The sequence below is a fragment of the Candidatus Beckwithbacteria bacterium genome, assembly GCA_026397255.1.
Lineage (GTDB): Bacteria > Patescibacteriota > Microgenomatia > UBA1400 > CG1-02-47-37 > JAPLVF01.
On sequence record JAPLVF010000011.1, the window covers coordinates 1 to 18,742 of the forward strand.

Sequence of the window (18,742 nt, forward strand, 5' to 3'; positions counted from 1 at the left end):
GGGGCTCGGCTTCGGCAAGGATTTTGAAGGGATTTTTGAAATCCAAAAACAATTTCTGCCCGCTCAAACGGAAGTTCGAACCAATCTTTTTTAGAAAATCCCGACCCTGTTCGGGATTTTCTTGCAAAGCGATAATTTCGGTTTGTTTTACGGTATTTATGAATCGGGCGGCGAGTTCGAACCGATTATTGCTTTTTTGCTCAAAAGCCGTCAGTTTGTCTTTCAAAAGCTGTTTTTGATTGACGAGTTTGTTTTTGGTTTCTCGGTATTCAGTAAGATTTAGGGCATTTTCAAGATAAGCGTTCATCAATTTTTCTAATTTCTCGTCAATCACTTTTATTTCATTTTCTGTTTTTTGAGCAAAAAAGCGAGATGATTGGGCTTTTCCATTTTTCTCGTTTTCAAGTTCGTTCAGCATTTTATCAGCCCAATCATCGGGCAAAGAAACTTTTTGTATCGCTTCGTTGATTTGAGATGAAATTTTTTCTTCCCTCGTAAAAACATTTTGCGAGCAAATGTGGTTTGGATTTTTCTTGGTGCAATAGTAATAAATGTATGACCTGCCACTTGGCTTTATCTTTTTGTCAGCGGTTATGGTAAATCCGCACTCGCCACAATGGAAAAATCCGCGGTAAAGAAAAAATTTCATCTTGTCCACTTTTTGCGGTTTGCTCTTTTGCTTCATCACTTCCTGCACTTCGTCAAAAAGTTTCTTTGAAATAATCGGTTCATGCTTTCCTTCAAAGTATTCTCCGTTATACCTTATCAATCCGTAGTAAAAAGGATTTCGCAAAAGATACTGGAAATTTGAAACGGAAAGCAAAGAACCTCGCCGCCCTTTCAAGCCGAGTGCATTGATAATCTTTCGGATTTCTTTCAGCGTATATTTTCCAGTGGCGTAGGCCTCAAATGCCTTTTTAATAAGCGGTGATTTTTCTTTATCAACATAAACCTGTTTTGTTTCTTTGTTGTTAAGATATCCGAGCGGGGCCATTTGAGGCCAAAGTCCGTTTTTCAATTTTTGACGATGTCCTCGTTTGATATTTTCCGAAAGATTATCAATGTAATATTTTGACTGCCCAAAAGCGATTGATAACATAAATTTTCCTTGCGGTGTGGGATCAAACCAAAAAGTTGGGAATTTTAGCTCTTTGATAATCCCAGTGTCCACAAGATAGATAATTTGCCCGCCGTCAACGGAATTTCTTGCTAATCTATCGGGGTGCCATGCTAAAATTCCCATTGCTTCGCCCGCTTCAATTCTCTTTAACATTTCAGCGAAGACAGGCCGGCCCGGCTTTTTCGCAGTTTGCTTTTCTACCAAAGTATCAACAACATCAATGTTTTCTTTTTTCGCCAGCTCTCGCAATTCGGCTAATTGGTCGGCAATACTGCGAACTTGCCTGTCTTCGCTGTCCGTTGATTTGCGGGCATAAATGAAAAACTTTTTGGTTTGATTGTCGTTTGTCATATTGCTTTAGTTAATTGGCAGTCAAAAGTAGATTATCGCTTTGCCTTTCGTCAAAGGCGAAAGAAAAAAGATTGGTTGATAAATTTTTCAAATTTATGTTTGCCTTCGGCAAACCGAACTTCAGTTTGAGCGGGCAGAAATTGTTTTTGGATTTTAAAAATCCTTTCAAAATCCTTGCCGAAGCCGAGCCCCGCCTTTGGCGGGGCGAGGCAACAATCGCCCAAAATCCTAATTTTGAAAATTGGCGGTGCCTTTTGGTTAAAATCCGAACTTTTTTTGACGAAAATCCGGACTGCGAATTTTGATAAAAACTTTTCCGCCCTCGCTTTCCCGCCGCCGAATTTCGTATTTCGCTTTGCGAAATGCGCCGCCATAAAATTTGTTTGATTAAATTCACTTAATTTGGTAAAATTATAGTAGTAAAACTTATTCTATACTTATACTAGTATAATTATACTATGAAGTCAAAAGAATTACCAACAATTGCAAAAAACATAAAGAAATACAGGCAGAAGCAGGGAATTTCGCAAGATAAACTCTCGAAACTGGCTGATATTGCCTACAATGTGATTATCAAAATTGAATCCGGCGCAACGCCGAATCCAACAATTGAAACTATGGCAAAGATTGCCAAAGGTTTGGGCGTCACAATTGACGATTTAATGAAATAAAATTTTATGGAATACAAAAAATTATCGCTAAAAAATATTTCCGCAAATCTTTTTGTCTATGGGGCTACTCACGCCATAGTTGACGGAATTTGTGCTGCAGTAATTTTTAGTATTCTCAAAAATCAAATCGTCAGCACAACAGACTTTATAAGTTTAGTAATTTTATATAATGTTTTAGCATTTGGTCTTCAGGCAATTTTTGGACTTGTGACAGATTATTTCAAATCTCCACGAGCAGTTGCTTTTTTAGGTTGTATTTTGACTGGACTTTCCGCAATTACATTTTCATCTTTTCCAATCGTAGCCATTGTTTTTGCAGGACTAGGTAATGCTTTATTTCATATTGGCGGTGGTAGTATAAGTTTGAATTTAACTCCTAAAAAAGCGACTGCTCCAGGAATTTATGTAGCCCCCGGAGCTTTTGGCCTTCTCGTGGGAACACTGCTTGGCAAAAATGGACAATTTATTATTTGGCCAGCCATATTAATTTTAGCTATTCTATGCTTGTTGATGTTTATTATTAAAAAACCGGAAATGAATTATGAGCAAAAAGAAATCAAAGAAATTAAGTTTAATTATTTTGAGTTTATTTTATTTTTAGTCTTTCTTTCAATTGCTATTCGTTCACTTGTTGGTATGGTGCTTGTGTTTCCGTGGAAAATAAATATTGATTTATTGATAATTTTGACGGCGGCGGTCGTGTTGGGTAAAGGACTGGGTGGAATTTTGGCTGATAAGCTTGGCTGGATTCGGGTTGCCGTAGGAGCATTAATATTATCAATTCCTTTCCTTGTTTTTGGCGCAAATATTCCCTATCTGGCTATTATCGGAATGTTTTTGTTTAACATAACTATGCCGATAACATTAGTCGCTATTTCGAACATATTGCCCGGTCGTCCCGGATTTGCCTTTGGGCTAACTTGTCTGGCATTGATACTTGGTGCATTACCAGCTTTTAGCGGGTTGAAACAACTTTTAGGAGGACAATTGTTTATCTTTATAATTATTGTTATCTCATCAGTGGCTCTTTATTATGCTTTGCAAACTTATTTTAAAAATTATCCAGAGAAAAAATTGGTCGATTAATTTCTCTATATTTTATTTCGTTTTTCAGTTATAATTAAATAAATTAAATCAACAAAAATATGAAAAAGCTATCCAAAATTACATCTTTAGTTTCCGCATTTGTTTTGAGTTTGGTTCTCTTCGCGCAAAGCGCCTACGCTGATTTGATAGTGCCCGGAGGAAAGGGAGGCTCACCGGGACGACTGATCCCTAAAAATGAACTTATTATTTATGGAGTGGTTGCTGGCGTAGTTATAGTTGTGATAGTGGTTTCTGTTATTGTCCTTATAAAGATAAGAAAAAAGAATGTTAATAAATAGCGGTAGTTATCTAGTCGCGCTTTTATTAACGATTGCGATTGAAATTGCTGTCGCTATATTTTTTGGCTACAGAAAAAAATTAGAAATAGCGACAATTATATTTATAAACTTAATCTCTAATCCATTACTTAATTATCTTTTATTTATAAATGGTTATTTTAAAATAGCGCAAATCAACACGACAGCAATTTTGTTTTTAGAAATAGTTGTTGTTTTGGTTGAGTGGTTGTTGTTAAGATTTACGCTACAACAAAATTCAAAAAAATTATTTACCTTGTCTTTAGTGATGAATTTTTGTTCATATATTACAGGAGTTTTAATTTTTAAATAATTTGTAGGCGGTGCGCCAACTTCGTTGGCACGAAATTCGGCGGCGGGAAAGCGAGGGCGGAAAAGTTTTTATCAAAATTCGCAGTCCGGATTTTCGTCAAAAAAAGTTCGGATTTTAACCAAAAGGCACCGCCTTCGCTCGCCGAAGCGAGCTATGGCGGACAAAGTCCACCAAGTAGATTGCGAAGGAGAGATGTCTTAGGTTTGGATTGGGAAGAGCGTTTTTATAGTATAATTAGCCTAATCAGGAGGGGTCGCCTAATGGTATGGCACGGGTTCGCTAAACCCGCGTCCGTTAAGGATGTGCGAGTTCGAGTCTCGCCCCCTCCGCCTACGTTTCTCGAATTGCTCGCTCGGCGATTTAGCCGGCTTCGCATTCGGAAACTGCGGCGGACAGGTCCGCCAATTTGTATTAAAATAAAAATATGGCCGGCCTATTTAAAAAGAAGATTGAACCAGAGAAATCCGCCTTTGCCAAGGCTCCGGCGGACAAGCCAGTGGAATTAAAAAGTTTATTAAAATGGGAAGCGCCGGTGCGGCCGTTTAAGAAAAGAGATCGGGATTATTACACGACGATTGCGGCAATTGTGTTTTTATTAGCAGTGATTTTATTGTTCTTAAAAGAATGGTTGTTGATTGCCGTAATGGTGGCGCTGATGTTTGTGGCGTATGTTTTGGCGACTGTCCAGCCGGAAAAAACCAGTCATGAGATTACGACAAGGGGAGTGGTAACCAGCGGCAAGGCCTATTTATGGAAAGATTTGAAAAGGTTTTGGTTTAGTAAAAAATGGAGTGAGACGATTTTAAATATTGATACAAATTTAAAGTTCCCCAGTCGGTTAATGATGCTTTTGGGAGAGGTAGAAGAAGGGAAAATAAAGGAGTTATTGCAGAAGCAAATTCAGTACGAAGTGCCAGAGACGACGTTTATGGACCGGTCGGCGAAGTGGTTAAGTGATAAAATACCCCTAGAGAGAGAATAAGCGCCCATAGTTTAATGGATAAAACTTTGGTTTGCGGAACCAAGGATGCAGGTTCGATTCCTACTGGGCGCACTTCGCTACGCTCAGTGCAAGTCCTTCACTTCGTTCAGGACAAGCACTCTAATTGTTGATGGAGGAGTGTGCCGAATGGTAAGGCACCGGTTTCGAAAACCGGCGTCCGCAAGGACTTGCAGGTTCAAATCCTGTCTCCTCCGCCTTCGCTCGCCGAAGCGAGCTACGGCGGACAAGGTCCGCCAAGTAGATTGCGAAGGAGAGACATGTATTATGTTTATATTCTTTTATGCTCTGATGGTGAACCATATACTGCTTGTACAGATAATTTAAAAGAAAGAATAGAAAGACATAAAAAGGGTTATGTTCTTGCAACAAAAGACAGATTGCCAATAAGATTAATCAGTTATTTTGCTTTTTCTAATAAATATACCGCCTTTGATTTTGAAAAATATCTTAAATCTGGATCGGGCAGAGCGTTTTTAAGAAAGCATAAAATAATAGTATAATTATCAGATAAATAGGCTCCTATAGTTCAACGGATAGAACGAAGGTTTCCGGAACCTTAGATAGAAGTTCAATTCTTCTTAGGAGCACCTCGCGTAGCTCGGTGCGGGGCACATTATGACAAAATTTAAAAGAGAGTTTTCAGCCGGAGGAGTTGTCTATAAAAAAGACAGAAATAAAATTTTGTGGTTGGTAGCCAAACATTCAGGGTATCATAAATGGGTGTTGCCAAAAGGTTTGGTGGAAAAAGGAGAAAAGCTAGAGGCAACGGCAATACGGGAAGTAGGAGAAGAAACCGGAATTAAAACAAAAGTAGTGGCGAAAATTCCGGAGCCGGAAAAATATATTTACACCATGAACGGGGTGAAGATTTTTAAGATGGTTTTTTATTTTTTGATGGAATATATCTCCGGGGATATTAAAAATCACGATTTTGAAATGGAGGAAATTGAGTGGTTGGAATTTGACGAAGCGAGAAAAAGACTAAATTTTCATGGGGCGAAAGAGGCGTTGGATAAGGCAAGGAAGTTGTTGGTATAATAGTTTTTAACTGGAGGAGTCGGATAGCGGTTCATTCCATACGCTTGGAAAGCGTACGAGCGCAAGCTCTCGCGAGTTCGAATCTCGCCTCCTCCGCCTTCGCTCGCCGTAGCGAGCTACGGCGGACAAAGTCCGCCAAGAAGATTGCGAAGGAGAGATATGTATTATGTTTATATTCTTTTATGCTTTGATGGTGAACCATATACTGGGTGTACAGATAATTTAAAAGAAAGAATAGAAAGACATAAGAAAGGTTATGTTCCTGCAACAAAAGACAGGTTGCCAATAAAATTAATCAGTTATTTTGCTTTTTCCAATAAATATACAGCCTTTAATTTTGAAAAATATCTTAAATCTGGATCAGGTAGGGCATTTATGAAAAAACACCAAATGATATAAAATATCTTTATGCACGTTAAGGCCTTAAGAGTTTTGTATAAATATAACGGGATTTTTGTGCTGGCGGGAAGCTTGCTGGGGCCGCTATATGCGATTTATGTGGAAAGATTGCAAAAGGGGATTTTGACAGTCAGCGCTTCCTGGGCGGCGTTTTTAGTCAGCACAACAATATTTTCTTTGGTACTGACAAGAGTCGGCGACCGGGTGAAAGAAAAAGAGTATTTGTTATTGGCCGGTTTTTTAATCAGGGCAGTAGCCTGGTTTTCGTATATTTACATCAGAAACATCTCTCAATTAATCGGGTTGCAGATTTTACTAGGTTTAGGTGAGGCGGTAGGGACGCCGGCGTTTGAAGTGATTTTTGCCGAACATTTAGAAAAAGGCAAGCACATCGATGATTACGCAGACTGGAAAGTGGTGGTAAATTTAGTGACGGCTGTCGGGACGATTTTAGGGGGGTTAATTGCCTCCAGGTTTGGTTTTACCCCATTATTTTTAGCGATGTCGCTGTTAGCTTTGGTGGCGTTTTTCGGAGTGTTATTTAAACCGAGAAGGTTACTGTAAGATGAAGATTCAGTGGCGGATTTTAATCATGATCGGACTGACTTTAATTTTGGCTTATGTAATTGTGGCTAATTTAGGAGAGGAAAGAAAACTCGTTTTAATTATCCGGCAGGTACAATTAAGATGGGTTTTATTGGCTTTGATTTTTCAATTTATTTACTATTGGCTGTATAGTTTAATGTGGAAAAAATCACTGCAGCAATACAGTATTCACTGGCGGGTAAAAGAGATTTTATTACTGACTTTCGGCTCATTGTTTATCAATTTAACGGCGCCGACGGCGGGTTTGGCCGGGGCCGGGGTTTTTATTAAACATGCCAGGACGAAAAATGAAAGAGCCTTGGCGGCGATGGGGGCATATTATCTGGGAATTTTGATGGAATTTTTAGGCATCGGCCTGTTTTTGGCGGGAGCGCTGGTTATTTTATGGTTAAAACACCGGCTATATTGGTATGAATTACTTTGCAGCGGAATTTTCTTTTTAGTAACAGGAGGGTTAATTTTATTCGTGTCCTCGAGCGGGAAGTGGCGGCAGATTTTATTAAAAATTATGGCTTGGTGGAGAAAAATCAGAAAAAGAAAGGTAAAGAGTCAATTAATGGAAGCAAAAATGGAGTTTAAGAAAGATCCAAAAAAACTCTGGGAATTGTTCGGCATAGGAATTTTAATGCAGTCGATGAGTTTAACCGCCTTATTTTTTGTGTTTTTGGCATTAGGGCAGACAGTGGTATTGCCGACGGTGTTTGTGGGTTATAGCTTGATTGTTTTATTTTTAATTGTGTCGCCAACACCGCAGGGGATAGGAGTGGTGGAGGGGTTGGTCCCGGTAATTTTAAGCTCGTTCGGGGTAGGAATTGAAACCGGCTTGTTGGCAATCCTTATTTTCAGGGCGATAAATTTATGGCTGCCGCTTTTGGCGGGTTTTGTGAGTTTGAATTATTTGGCAATAGGAGTAAAATCTCAGTTAAAGGAGTAATTATGGTTGGACCAGATGTGGCAAAAAATTTACCAAAATATGATGAAGATGGATTGCCAGTGCAGCCGGGGCATAGGGTAATTCCAGGATCACCAGAATTTAATGATTTAGTTGATGCCGTGGGAGGTGGGGAAAAACAAATTAAAGGAGAAGCGGTAACGCCACCGGCAACACCGGTTGCGGCAGGCGGGGAATAAAATTAGGCCCGGGTGGTAAAATAGGAGATATGGATCAGATTGAGGAAGTGCGGCGGAAGACGGATATTGTAGCTTTGATTTCCGGTTATATCACTTTAAAAAAGGCCGGGAGGAATTTTAAGGCACTGTGCCCGTTTCATGAGGAAAAAACACCCAGCTTTATGGTGTCGCAAGAGCGGCAGATTTGGAAGTGTTTCGGCTGTCAAAAGGGCGGGGATGTTTTTAAATTTATCATGGAAAAAGAGGGGATGGAGTTTGGGGAAACACTGCGGTTTTTAGCCGATAAAGCCGGAATCGAGCTTAAAGATTTCCGGCCAAGCCAGGACCAGAAAATCAAAGAACGGTTATTGGAGATTAATCATTTAGCCAGCGAGTTTTACCACTATCTACTAGTCGAGCATAAATTGGGTAAAAAAGCGCTTCAATACATACTAAAAAGAGGGATACGAAAAGATTCTATCCGACTGTTTAAATTAGGTTATGCACCGAATGAATGGCAGGGTTTAATTAATTATTTAACTAAGAAAAAGAACTATAAATTAGAAGAAATCGAGCAAGCGGGCTTGGGTATTCAAAGCGATAAGGGAAGAGTTTATGACCGGTTTAGAGGTAGAGTGATGTTTCCTTTGTTTGATATGAGGGGAAGAGTCTTGGGGTTTAGCGGAAGAGTGATGGAGGGAGAAGTTAAAGAAGCCAAATATATTAATTCACCGGAGACACTTTTATACCACAAATCAGCCATGCTTTACGGCCTGGAAACGACTAAAGAGGAGATTAAAAAAGATAACCGGGCAATTGTGGTGGAGGGGGAACTGGACATGATTTCCTCTTATCAGGCCGGGGTGAAAAATGCGGTGGCGATCAAGGGTTCGGCTTTAACGATAGAACAAATAGGGCTTTTGAAAAGATTTTGCGAAAACTTGAGCCTGGCTTTGGACAGTGACGCGGCCGGTGACGCGGCGGCGAGGCGGGGGATAGAATTAGCCGAAAATAGCGGTTTATCCTTGCGGGTAATCCGGGTTAAATACGGCAAAGACCCGGATGAGTGCGCTCAAAAAGATGTAGGGTTATGGAAAGATTCGGTCAAAGAGGCGGTGCCAATTTATGAATTTTATATTGATTCGGCAGTGAAAAGATTTGGCACCAAAACGATTGAGGGGAAGAAGAAAATCAGCCAGGAATTGGCGGGGGTTTTAGCAAGGGTGAACAATCAAGTAATTAAGGCCCATTATGTTAAAAAATTAGCGGAAGTATTAAATGTCAGCGAAGAAGCAGTGGAGGCGGAGGTAGAGAAAGGGGAGAAGGTAGTACAAGTAACAAAAGTAACAAAAGTAGAACAAATAAAAACCAGACAAGAACGACTGGAAGAGTATTTATTGGCGTTAATATTGCAATCAGGTGAGTGGATGGACGAGTTGGTTAAAAAAGTCGAGCCAGAATGGCTGGCAGAGACGGCGATTAAGAAAATATTCATAAAATTAAAGCAGTGGTTTAAGGCGGGTAAAAAATGGGAGATTAACAGCTTTGTCAAAAGCCTGGCGGAGGAGTTAGCAGGACAAACAGACGCGGCCTATTTATTGGATTTAGATAAAATCATTGACGATTCTGATAAAACGGAGGTGGAAGTAGATAAAGCGATAACGGCAATAAAAAAAGCGCAACTGAAAGAGAAACTAACCCTTTTGTCGGGCCAAATTAAGCAGGCCGAACAAGAAAAAGACAAGGAAAAAGTTAAAACTTTAGAAAAAGAGTTTAGGGAAATTGCCCGAGGACTGGTATAATTGGATTTAAGATGAAACAGGCAAGAAAACCGGTTAATGTCGACAAGCTTTTAAAAAAGGCGAAAAAAGAGGGCTTTTTAACTCAAGAAGAGATTTTGGGTTATTTTACGGACGCGGAGTGGCGAGTGGAAGAATTGGATAAATTTTACGATCGTTTAGAGAAAATGAACGTGGACGTGTTTAATACAGGCGAGGAAGAGTTGAAAGAAGACGTGAAGGCGGTGACCGAACTGGAAAAAGAATTGGTGGTCTTAGGTAATTTGGAAAAAGTCGGCAATGCCGATCCGGTGCGGATGTATTTAAAAGAAATCGGCAGGATTAAATTATTAACCCGCGATCAGGAAATTGAGTTGGCCCAGGGGGTGGACAAGGGGAGCCATAAAGCTAAAGATGGATTGATTACTTCAAATTTGCGACTAGTGGTGTCGATTGCTAAAAAATACATCGGCCGGGGGATGAGCTTCTTAGACTTAATCCAGGAAGGGAATAAAGGATTAATCCGAGCGGTGGAAAAATATGACTGGACTAAGGGGTTTAAGTTTTCCACCTATGCCACCTGGTGGATTAGGCAGGCGATTACCCGGGCGATTGCCGATCAGGCGCGGACAATCAGGATTCCGGTGCACATGGTGGAAACGATTAATAAGTTGATTCGGGTATCCAGAAAGCTGATGCAGGAACAGGGGCGGGAGCCGTCGCCGGAGGAGATTGCTTCAGAGATGGAAATTGAGCCGGCGAAAGTGCGGGAAATTATGAAAATTTCGCAGAAAACGACTTCATTGGAGACGCCGATCGGGGACGAGGAAGATTCATATTTAGGCGATTTTATTCCGGATGAAACCCAGCCGTCGCCTTATGATGCGACCTCGATTAAGATGCTCAAGGAGAATGTTGATGAGGTATTAATGTCGTTATCGGATAGAGAGGCAAAGGTATTGAAGATGCGGTTTGGTTTAGACGACAGCAAGCGGTCGATGACTTTGGAAGAAGTGGGGCGGGAGTTTGGGGTGACAAGAGAGAGAATCAGGCAAATTGAGGCCAAGGCGTTAAGAAAGTTAAAACATCCGTCGCAGAGGAAGAAACTGCAGGATTATTTAGATTAATGTCGGCCTTTGGCCGAGACGGTTTTCTTTTGAAAACAGCAAAGATAGATAATTTCCAGAAGGCCAAGAGTGTTGACAATTAACAAAACAATAAACCAGCCGCGTTGATTATTCCGGCCGGCTTTCCAGAGGGCTAAGCCTTTCCAAACCAGATGCCAGGCAAGCAGAGGAAATAACAACCAGGTGAAGAATGAGGGGAGAAAAGACTGATTGTAGAAAAATGGCGGGAAAATATAGTGCATATAATTTAGTTTAGCATAAAGCAGAAATTTTGGTAAAATAAGGGGTTGATGTTCCGCTTTTTTATTCCGCGGTAGCTCAATTGGCAGAGCGCCTCTCTGTTAAAGAGGATGTTACTGGTCCGAGTCCAGTCCGCGGAGCAAGGTAGTCGTTATTCTGACAGTCTTAGCCTCTATTAGACTTTGGAATAGCGGTGTATAGATTACTTTCGCAATCTTTTTATCCCTCACTTCTATCCGCTCAAAGAACATTGATAAGTAATGGCGTTTAGCTTCAAAATTCGCATTAGCAAAAGTTTCTTTGATATTGTTTACCAGGTCAAGAATTGCGATAGTGGCATCAACATCAAACCCTCCCTGATTTTCGATAGTAGCCAACTCACTCTCTCGATTTTGTAAATCAATTGTTAGCTCACTATGCTTTCGTTTAAATGTTTCCCTGTCTACTATTTGGTCAACAAGGGCATCCTCAAGGACTTTACGTTTTGCCACAATTGCCTTGATTGCATTTTGGACGCCCTGAATTTCTGTTTCCTTTGTCTCCCTAGAACGATTTAGCAGTGCTTTGGCCTTATCAATTATTTGTTGAGTAAATTCTTTACTAAACTTTATTTTCCCCAGTTGTTCAACTACTTGGGCCTCTAAACTCCCAAGAGGGGTGTAGTGATGACAGCCTCGTAAAGCATTGCCATGATAATAAGCAGATTTTTTGGTTCTATTCCAATCGCCGCACAAACGAGTATTGTCTTTCTGACAGAAAGCAAAACCATTTAAAAGCCACTGATATTTGCGTCTGCGACAGGCATTTTGATTATGTAGGGTAGATATTCTTTTGCAGGTATCAAATATTTCAGGAGTTGTGAGTGGTTTGTGATTGCCTTTAATAATTTCTCCGTTATACCGAAACATTCCAAGATAAAAAGGATTTTTTAAAAGGCTGTATAACACACTTCTGTATACTCGCTTATTATTCTTAGAACGCAAGCCTTTCTCAAACATAAGGTCAACTAAAGTATCGACAGGATAATTACCAGTTGAATACAGTCGGAACATTTCGGTTATAAATGGTCCCTTTATTAGATCAATTTTAACCACCTTGTGAGGTTTTTCTTCTGTGCCCAAGTTCACATTAAGATAACCTAATGGCGCCCAACCCGGGAAATCACCTAGTTCGCACTTCTTCTCTAAACTCTTTTTAACTTTCCTTCCAAGTAAACGACTATAAAAAGCATTTGTACCCGCAAGAATAGTTTCAAAGAATTGCCCTTCGGGCGTATCGTTTAGTGGTTGATTGATAGCAATTAGCTGAGTGTTGCCTTTCCGTAGTTCATTTTTAATAAAAAAGTGGTCAACTTCATTTCGGGCAATTCTATCGGTATCGACCACAAGTGCTGCATCAATTTTTTCTTCTTGGCATTGAATTATCATGTCTTCCAGTCCATCTCTTCCAACGGTCTTAGTGCCTGTCTTGCCCCCATCTTGATATACACCTACGACCTCATAACCTTTTTGTCTTGCCCATTTAATACATGACTCTTTTTGAACTTCAGGCGATAAACCCTTCATCTGTTCCTCACTGCTGACCCTAGAATATATCACTGCTTTTTTCATACTTGTACCCCCTTTGGATTGACTATAAATGCCTTAGCACAAATAATCTGTCTAATCCTTTTTATGACTGGATAGATACCAGGAATAAAACGATAGCCTAGCTCGGACAGCCTTACTTCAGCTATCCGAGTGGCTAACAATTCAAGATTTTTTTCTAGATTGTTTTTCATAGTTTTAATAAATAAACACCAATTTAACATCATCATTCTTAAACAAATTTTCAATATCAGAGAAACTCGCTGTATCTCTCGACAATCTATCGGGACCGGAGCAAACAATAGATGTGATTTTTTTGTTTGCCGCTAATGTATACAGCATGTTTAATGCTGGTCGGTTAATATCTAATCCTGACTGTGCGGGGTCAAAGAGTACTCCTGAAAGTTCGATATTATTCTTTTTACAGTAATCCTTAATTAACTGTTCCTGCTTCTCAATTGTGTTAAAGACTGTATTTTTAACATCAACTGCGGTTCTTGCATAACCGATTGCAGTTTTTGTTTTTTTATTCATATTTATCACCTCCTAACTAAATTTAGACAACAAAAAAGACGTAGCTCTCGGCACGAAGGCCGTCTGAAACTACGTCTAAAACTAAAAAACTTTTACTTAAAACTGTCAGTATTTTGAACTGATGTAATAACAGCATATATGTAAATAATCCCGATGTCAAGCCCTAATCTTATTAATTATTTAATAATTTAGGGTTATTTTTATTAACTTTTTTATTATTTTTAACCTCAATTGCTACTGGTGCAGTATCAAGATTTTTCTGTTTTTTTATTTCGTGTCGTTTGGCTTTTCTTTTTGCCTGATATTTAGTCATTAGCGCTTTGCCTTTCTCAGACTGCATAAATCTTTTGCGGGCAGCAATTCCTTTTTCTGAGTGGGCGTATTTTTTTTGTGTTTCGGTCCATGACATAGATATTCACCTCCTTTATTTATTAACTTTTAAATAATTATCACGACAAATTATCAATATGGCACGAGGGGTTTAGCGGTATTAACTGGGTAAAACGGGGGGTAGTATCTTTGGGGATTAAGAAGATAAGAACATGATTGTATGAGAGAGGAATGGTTCGGGTTATTTATTGATATCCGTCTTTATGAACTAACATATATTGCCTCACAACCGAGGGAAAATACTTGTAAAAAAGCGGTTATTTTTGTATGATATTGGTATCTATTAGTAGGAAAACGAATATGTCAGACATTCCAGAGTTAATAACTCTCAAAGAAGCCAGTAAAATATTAAAGGTACATCCAAACACACTTAGGTTGTGGGATAAAAATGGGATATTACCTGCGGTGCGTATTGGTGAGAAGAAAGTAAGAAGATATAGGAAAATAGATATAGAAAATTTTATTAAGAAAAATGAACGAAAATAATATTCAAACTGATAACAGTGAGGACAATGTTAAGCTCTCTAAGAGCCTTACTTTTATTCGCGAAGTGGCTAAATATTTTATGGATTTCCTGGAAACAGACTTCCATAAAAGAAAAAATCCAAAACGAAGTGTTCAATTAAGGAGTGGAAATAATCTGCTTATTGGTTTAAACCTCAACAAGTATCCCACTTTTGCTAATCTGGTTTGGAAAGCGATTAACCACTCTTTCGATAAAAGTGTCTTAAATGGGATACCAAAAGGGGTTTATCGCACCAATATTCCTCAAAATCTCCTTGATTTAATAGAATTATCTCTCAATAAAATAACAAATAAGCAAATTGCTCAAATACTAGAGCAAGTCACAGAAGAGATTGAAAAATCATCTACTCTATATAAAAAAGAATATGATCAAGCCCTAAGTACCGCCCTTGAAGCAGCTTCAAAAATTATCCAAACAAATTTAGTCTTACCGTTTATTAGTTATTTAGAAAAGCCGCTAGAGAATTTGAATTTGGGAGATGAAGACAGCACTTACTTAATGGAAGAGGAACTTACCTCTGTTCTCACCTCCTTGCTTGAAAATAAAATTTCAGAAGTAATTAAGCTTCTATTGGCAAAAGAAAAGGTTGATATCTCCAAACAACTAAAGGATGTTTTTGACATCGATAACGCAAAAGCTAATATTTTGTCATTTTTTGAAAGTTTCCGTGTCGGAGATTTATTTGCGGAAGTATATGAGATGGAGCGGAATCGTACCATTTTAGATAAACAGGAATTCTATCTTTATTTTTGCGATATTACTTTTGAAAAGGCAAAGTATCCAATTTTCTATATTCCGTTTACTGTAGAAAAACAAAATGATCTATTAAATATAGAGTTTGATTCTCAAGTCTATATAAACAAGAAAGCACTTGAATACATTTCACAGCAATATAATCAAGAAAAAGATAAAAAGGGAAATCTAAAAACCATTGCTGAAAGAATTATTTATCTAGCACAACATCAAAATGATTTCAGAGAATTAATAAGCGAAATATTGAATGAGATTACTAACTTTTTTGAATTAGACAACAATATTAATATAGACAAAACAGATCCGCAGGTTGCAAAGAGTTTCCTTGTTAGGGCGTCTAATTCATGCTACATAACCTTATTCGATAAATCTGATGAGGCGCTGGTAAACGATTACGAAGAAATTTTAAAGCTTCTTTCTTCCGAGGATAGTATTTTAGCTGGCGCTTTTAACAAGTTAATTGATGACTTTATTCAGAAAGACCCAAAAAGTTTCAATATAGAAATTCAAGAAGATTGGAATGATCAAGAAGTCCAGGATAAACTTGTATTCCAAAGCCCAATTCCTTTAAATGAAGAGCAGCTTCAAATACTATCTGCTATAAAGCAAGATGATTGTAAATATATTATTGTGCAAGGTCCTCCTGGAACAGGTAAAAGCCATACAATAACCGCAGTTGTTTTCAACGCAATACTTAAAAACCAATCCGTTTTAGTTCTATCGGACAAGAAAGAGGCTCTTGATGTTGTCGAGGATAAGATAACGGAAACGATGAATAAAGTCAGGACTGATGATAATTTTCAAAACCCTGTTTTAAGATTGGGGAAAATAGGTAATGCTTATGCAAAGATACTAAGTCCAATATCAATTAAAGCTATTACAAATAATTTTCTTGCAGTAAAGAAAAATTATAAGGATTTAGAACAGAATATTGATAAATCTCAAAAGTCATTAAAAGAGGACATAGAAGCCGAAATATTAACCTATAAGGATATCGACATAAAAGAGATTCACGAATACTTTGATCTTGAAAGCTACCATACAAACAATGGCTTTCCGATTGATTTAGAAGAAGTAGTTAAACAGCAGGAGTCTGCGATAGATCTTGAAGAATTCCGGAAGATATTTTTAACACTGAAAGCTAAATTAGTAATTGATACTGATGAAAATGAAAAGACGCTAAAAATATTTGAATTATTGGATTTTTCTCTTGATGACTTTAAAGATACATCTGATTTTCAAAAATATTTACAGTTTTTGAACTCTCTTTCTTCCTCTATCACTAAACTGCGTGAAGTATATGGGGATAACTTAAATTCAATTCTAGAGTTCGAAAACTTCGATTCCTCTAGATTAAAAGTTCTAAATTCCTCAATACAAAAATATAAAGAGGAGAAAAACTGGCTATTCGGCTATCTATTCAAAAAAGATCAGATAGAGCGGCTAAATACTGAATTTAGAAAAAATTTTAAATATTCATCGTCAATTGAACCACAACAAAACTTAAAGAAGCTTGACGAAGCGGCAAACATTTATAATTACGCAGATGAAATATTTAGCAAACTTGACAACAAATTTATTAGTAAACTGGACTACTTACACTTTTTTCATCAAGTCATAAAAGATGAAAGTGTTTTGTCATTTTTAAATGACTTAATAGCTTTAAATGATGATATAAAATATCTCGGCTCCAATATAAATAAGTATCCACTTACGGCTAAAAAACTGAAAGTTAATCTTTCGTCGTTTAAAACTCTTACTGATAATAAGTTCACAAAAATATCAGATTTGGATTTTGATAAATTAATCAGGTATTTGAGTCTAAACCAAAAGATTGAAAAGGATTTTCAAGACATTCCTGCTCTTAACTACGACAGTCAAAAGAAGGATATTGAGAGCTTACTTACTGTGCAGATGACTCACGTCATGGACAACAGGCTCATTGGGTTTTGGACTCAACATCAGGCTACTGCGATTGCTTTAAAGAAAATAATTCAAAGCAAAATGAAGTTTCCTCAAAGTGAATTTCTAAAGCTTAAGGAGGCTTTCCCTTGCATTTTAGCTGGAATTAGAGATTATGCCGAGTACATCCCTCTCGAGCCAGAAATATTTGATCTAGTAATTATTGATGAGGCTTCACAAGTAAGCGTTGCTCAGGCTTTTCCTGCTCTATTAAGAGCTAAAAAGGTATTAATCCTTGGAGACAAGAAACAATTTAGTAACGTTAAGACTGCCCAAGCTCGATCAGATGAAAATAGAAAATATTTAAGTCAATTAAAAGATTGTTTTGTTAAATGTATTTCTGATGAAGGTACAAAATTAGTAAAGCTCGAAAAATTTAACATTAAAACCTCTATTCTTGAGTTCTTTGAATTTATTAGCAACTACAACACGCAACTCTTAAAGTATTTTAGAGGCTACAAAGAGATTATTTCCTATTCGAATAAATATTTTTATCAGGACAGTCTTCAAGTAATGAAAATTCGAGGGAAGTCGATTGATGAAGTACTGAAATTTTCGTTTATCAAACATGATGGAAAAACGGAGTTGTTGCAAAATTCTAATGAATTGGAAGTCAAATATATTATTTCGGAATTGAAAAAACTAAAGGAATCAGGATCTAGCCAAAGCGTTGGTATTATTACGCCTCATACTAACCAACAGAAATTATTAGTTGAAAAAATTAGCCAATTACCCGAAAAGGATTACTTTTACGATACTTTTAAATTAAAGATAATGACTTTTGATACCTGCCAGGGTGAAGAGAGAGACATTATATTTTATTCAATGGTTGCGACTGAAGAAGACGATCATCTTTGGGGCGTGTTCATCAAAGATTTAAATGATGTTGATGTTGAAGAAGAAGGAAGAATAAAAGCCCAACGATTAAATGTTGGCTTAAGTCGTGCTAAAGAATGTATGCATTTTGTGCTAAGTAAACCTATTGAAAACTATACCGGCTCAATAGGCGAGGCTTTGAGACACTATTATTTTGTCCTTAATGAAGCCAAAAAAGAGCATAGTGTTACCGAAGTTGATAAAAAATCCAAGATGGAGCCTGAAGTTATGAATTGGTTTTACCAGACGGATTTTTGGACAAAACATAAAGATAGTGTTGAGTTTATTCCCCAGTTTGAGCTTGGAAAATATTTGAAGCAACTTGATAGAACCTACAATCATCCAAAATATAAGGTAGATTTCTTACTTGTATATAAAGATGAAACACATAAAGAGCATAAGATCGTAATGGAATATGATGGTTTTAAGGAGCACTTTAAGGATGTAGATGAGATAAATGAATATAACTATCAAGACTATTATTCTGAGTCAGATATTTATAGAGAAAAAGTATTAGAAAGTTACGGCTACAGATTTTTAAGAGTAAATAAATTTAACATTGGTAGTAACCCCATTGCCACTCTTAACGAGAGAATAACAAGTTTAGTTAAAAATGGTGCAGGGAAAAACAATGTTATTAGTCATATACACGAGACAGTAGAAAATTTAGAAAATGGTTCGATGAAGGAGTGTCCAAAATGTAAGGAGGTTAGAGAATACAAAGATTTTAGGGACCCCGATTTGACAACCGGATATGGACGATTTTGCATGCATTGTAAGGGTTATACGCTAGTTGATAAGCCCGTCGAAGAAGTTAATGACGTTGTAACTTCTGGTGATAAGAATTGTCCCAAGTGCGGTTCAAGTATGATTTTAAGAAATGGGAGATATGGCCGTTTTTATGGATGTTCCCGTTTCCCTTATTGTAGAGGAACTAGACAATATATCTAATTAAA

At 37.7% G+C, this 18,742-nt stretch carries 21 protein-coding genes and 6 tRNA genes; 21 read left to right on the plus strand and 6 right to left on the minus strand.

The window, feature by feature from the left end; genetic code table 11:
- Both NTZ93_01885 and NTZ93_01890 read right to left on the minus strand, forming a co-directional pair.
- A partial coding sequence (locus NTZ93_01885) for a recombinase family protein (GenBank protein ID MCX6816590.1) occupies nt 1–1,471 on the minus strand: 1,471 nt, incomplete at its 3' end.
- Nucleotides 1,472–1,521: 50 nt separating this feature from the next.
- Nucleotides 1,522–1,845, minus strand: a complete 324-nt coding sequence (locus tag NTZ93_01890; GenBank protein MCX6816591.1) for a hypothetical protein — start codon at nt 1,843–1,845, stop codon at nt 1,522–1,524.
- An 84-nt stretch (nt 1,846–1,929) separates the two neighbouring features.
- Here NTZ93_01890 and NTZ93_01895 point away from each other — a divergent pair, with 84 nt between their 5' ends.
- The 18 genes from NTZ93_01895 (at nt 1,930) to rpoD (ending at nt 10,919) form a co-directional block, all read left to right on the plus strand.
- Entirely contained in the window at nt 1,930–2,142 is a 213-nt protein-coding gene (locus NTZ93_01895) for a helix-turn-helix transcriptional regulator (GenBank protein MCX6816592.1), read from the plus strand.
- A 6-nt stretch (nt 2,143–2,148) separates the two neighbouring features.
- Nucleotides 2,149–3,228: a hypothetical protein gene (locus NTZ93_01900; protein ID MCX6816593.1), complete on the plus strand. Its 1,080-nt coding sequence runs from the start codon at nt 2,149–2,151 to the stop codon at nt 3,226–3,228.
- 59 nt (nt 3,229–3,287) lie between these two features.
- On the plus strand, nt 3,288–3,527 hold the full coding sequence (locus NTZ93_01905) for a hypothetical protein (protein MCX6816594.1): 240 nt from the start codon (nt 3,288–3,290) through the stop codon (nt 3,525–3,527).
- Nucleotides 3,514–3,858, plus strand: coding sequence for a hypothetical protein (locus NTZ93_01910; GenBank protein ID MCX6816595.1), 345 nt, complete (start codon nt 3,514–3,516; stop codon nt 3,856–3,858). The genes NTZ93_01905 and NTZ93_01910 overlap by 14 nt, the downstream gene beginning before the upstream one ends.
- A 246-nt stretch (nt 3,859–4,104) precedes the next feature.
- Nucleotides 4,105–4,187, plus strand: a tRNA-Ser gene (locus NTZ93_01915).
- A 95-nt stretch (nt 4,188–4,282) separates the two neighbouring features.
- On the plus strand, nt 4,283–4,840 hold the full coding sequence (locus tag NTZ93_01920) for a hypothetical protein (protein ID MCX6816596.1): 558 nt from the start codon (nt 4,283–4,285) through the stop codon (nt 4,838–4,840).
- Nucleotides 4,841–4,912 (plus strand) — tRNA-Arg (locus NTZ93_01925). It abuts the gene before it with no gap.
- A 60-nt stretch (nt 4,913–4,972) separates the two neighbouring features.
- Nucleotides 4,973–5,055, plus strand: a tRNA-Ser gene (locus NTZ93_01930).
- Nucleotides 5,029–5,361 (plus strand): GIY-YIG nuclease family protein, encoded by a 333-nt coding sequence (locus tag NTZ93_01935; protein ID MCX6816597.1) that lies wholly within the window; start codon nt 5,029–5,031, stop codon nt 5,359–5,361. The genes NTZ93_01930 and NTZ93_01935 overlap by 27 nt, the downstream gene beginning before the upstream one ends.
- Nucleotides 5,362–5,376: 15 nt before the next feature.
- Nucleotides 5,377–5,448 (plus strand) — tRNA-Arg (locus tag NTZ93_01940).
- A 28-nt stretch (nt 5,449–5,476) separates the two neighbouring features.
- Entirely contained in the window at nt 5,477–5,899 is a 423-nt protein-coding gene (locus tag NTZ93_01945) for an NUDIX domain-containing protein (protein MCX6816598.1), read from the plus strand.
- 12 nt (nt 5,900–5,911) lie between these two features.
- Nucleotides 5,912–5,995 (plus strand) — tRNA-Ser (locus tag NTZ93_01950).
- A 63-nt stretch (nt 5,996–6,058) separates the two neighbouring features.
- Entirely contained in the window at nt 6,059–6,298 is a 240-nt protein-coding gene (locus NTZ93_01955) for a GIY-YIG nuclease family protein (GenBank protein ID MCX6816599.1), read from the plus strand.
- A 9-nt stretch (nt 6,299–6,307) separates the two neighbouring features.
- Nucleotides 6,308–6,862: an MFS transporter gene (locus tag NTZ93_01960; GenBank protein ID MCX6816600.1), complete on the plus strand. Its 555-nt coding sequence runs from the start codon at nt 6,308–6,310 to the stop codon at nt 6,860–6,862.
- Between the two features lies 1 nt (nt 6,863).
- A complete protein-coding gene (locus tag NTZ93_01965; GenBank protein ID MCX6816601.1) occupies nt 6,864–7,838 on the plus strand; it encodes a lysylphosphatidylglycerol synthase transmembrane domain-containing protein in 975 nt (324 codons plus the stop codon).
- A 2-nt stretch (nt 7,839–7,840) separates the two neighbouring features.
- Complete coding sequence (locus NTZ93_01970; GenBank protein ID MCX6816602.1) at nt 7,841–8,035, plus strand: hypothetical protein; 195 nt, start codon at nt 7,841–7,843, stop codon at nt 8,033–8,035.
- 29 nt (nt 8,036–8,064) lie between these two features.
- Nucleotides 8,065–9,816, plus strand: coding sequence for a DNA primase (gene dnaG / locus NTZ93_01975; protein ID MCX6816603.1), 1,752 nt, complete (start codon nt 8,065–8,067; stop codon nt 9,814–9,816).
- Between the two features lie 11 nt (nt 9,817–9,827).
- Complete coding sequence (gene rpoD, locus NTZ93_01980) at nt 9,828–10,919, plus strand: RNA polymerase sigma factor RpoD (GenBank protein ID MCX6816604.1); 1,092 nt, start codon at nt 9,828–9,830, stop codon at nt 10,917–10,919.
- On the opposite strand, the gene NTZ93_01985 is transcribed toward rpoD, so the two are convergent.
- Nucleotides 10,916–11,161, minus strand: coding sequence for a DUF5652 family protein (locus NTZ93_01985; protein MCX6816605.1), 246 nt, complete (start codon nt 11,159–11,161; stop codon nt 10,916–10,918). The genes rpoD and NTZ93_01985 overlap by 4 nt on opposite strands.
- A gap of 65 nt (nt 11,162–11,226) precedes the next feature.
- Between NTZ93_01985 and NTZ93_01990 the strand changes: the two genes are divergently transcribed.
- Nucleotides 11,227–11,299, plus strand: a tRNA-Asn gene (locus tag NTZ93_01990).
- Here NTZ93_01990 and NTZ93_01995 read toward each other — a convergent pair.
- The 3 genes from NTZ93_01995 to NTZ93_02005 all read right to left on the minus strand — a co-directional run bounded on the left by NTZ93_01995 (nt 11,273) and on the right by NTZ93_02005 (nt 13,688).
- Entirely contained in the window at nt 11,273–12,769 is a 1,497-nt protein-coding gene (locus tag NTZ93_01995) for a recombinase family protein (protein MCX6816606.1), read from the minus strand. The genes NTZ93_01990 and NTZ93_01995 overlap by 27 nt on opposite strands.
- 174 nt (nt 12,770–12,943) lie before the next feature.
- Nucleotides 12,944–13,279, minus strand: a complete 336-nt coding sequence (locus NTZ93_02000) for a recombinase family protein (GenBank protein MCX6816607.1) — start codon at nt 13,277–13,279, stop codon at nt 12,944–12,946.
- 172 nt (nt 13,280–13,451) lie between these two features.
- Nucleotides 13,452–13,688 carry a hypothetical protein gene (locus tag NTZ93_02005; protein ID MCX6816608.1) on the minus strand — a complete coding sequence of 79 codons (237 nt, stop codon included), beginning with the start codon at nt 13,686–13,688 and terminating at the stop codon, nt 13,452–13,454.
- A 281-nt stretch (nt 13,689–13,969) separates the two neighbouring features.
- On the opposite strand from NTZ93_02005, the gene NTZ93_02010 reads away from it, so the two are divergent.
- Nucleotides 13,970–14,155 (plus strand): helix-turn-helix domain-containing protein, encoded by a 186-nt coding sequence (locus NTZ93_02010; protein ID MCX6816609.1) that lies wholly within the window; start codon nt 13,970–13,972, stop codon nt 14,153–14,155.
- A complete protein-coding gene (locus NTZ93_02015) occupies nt 14,142–18,737 on the plus strand; it encodes an AAA domain-containing protein (protein MCX6816610.1) in 4,596 nt (1,531 codons plus the stop codon). Before NTZ93_02010 ends, NTZ93_02015 begins: the two co-directional genes overlap by 14 nt.
- Nucleotides 18,738–18,742: the final 5 nt, after the last annotated feature.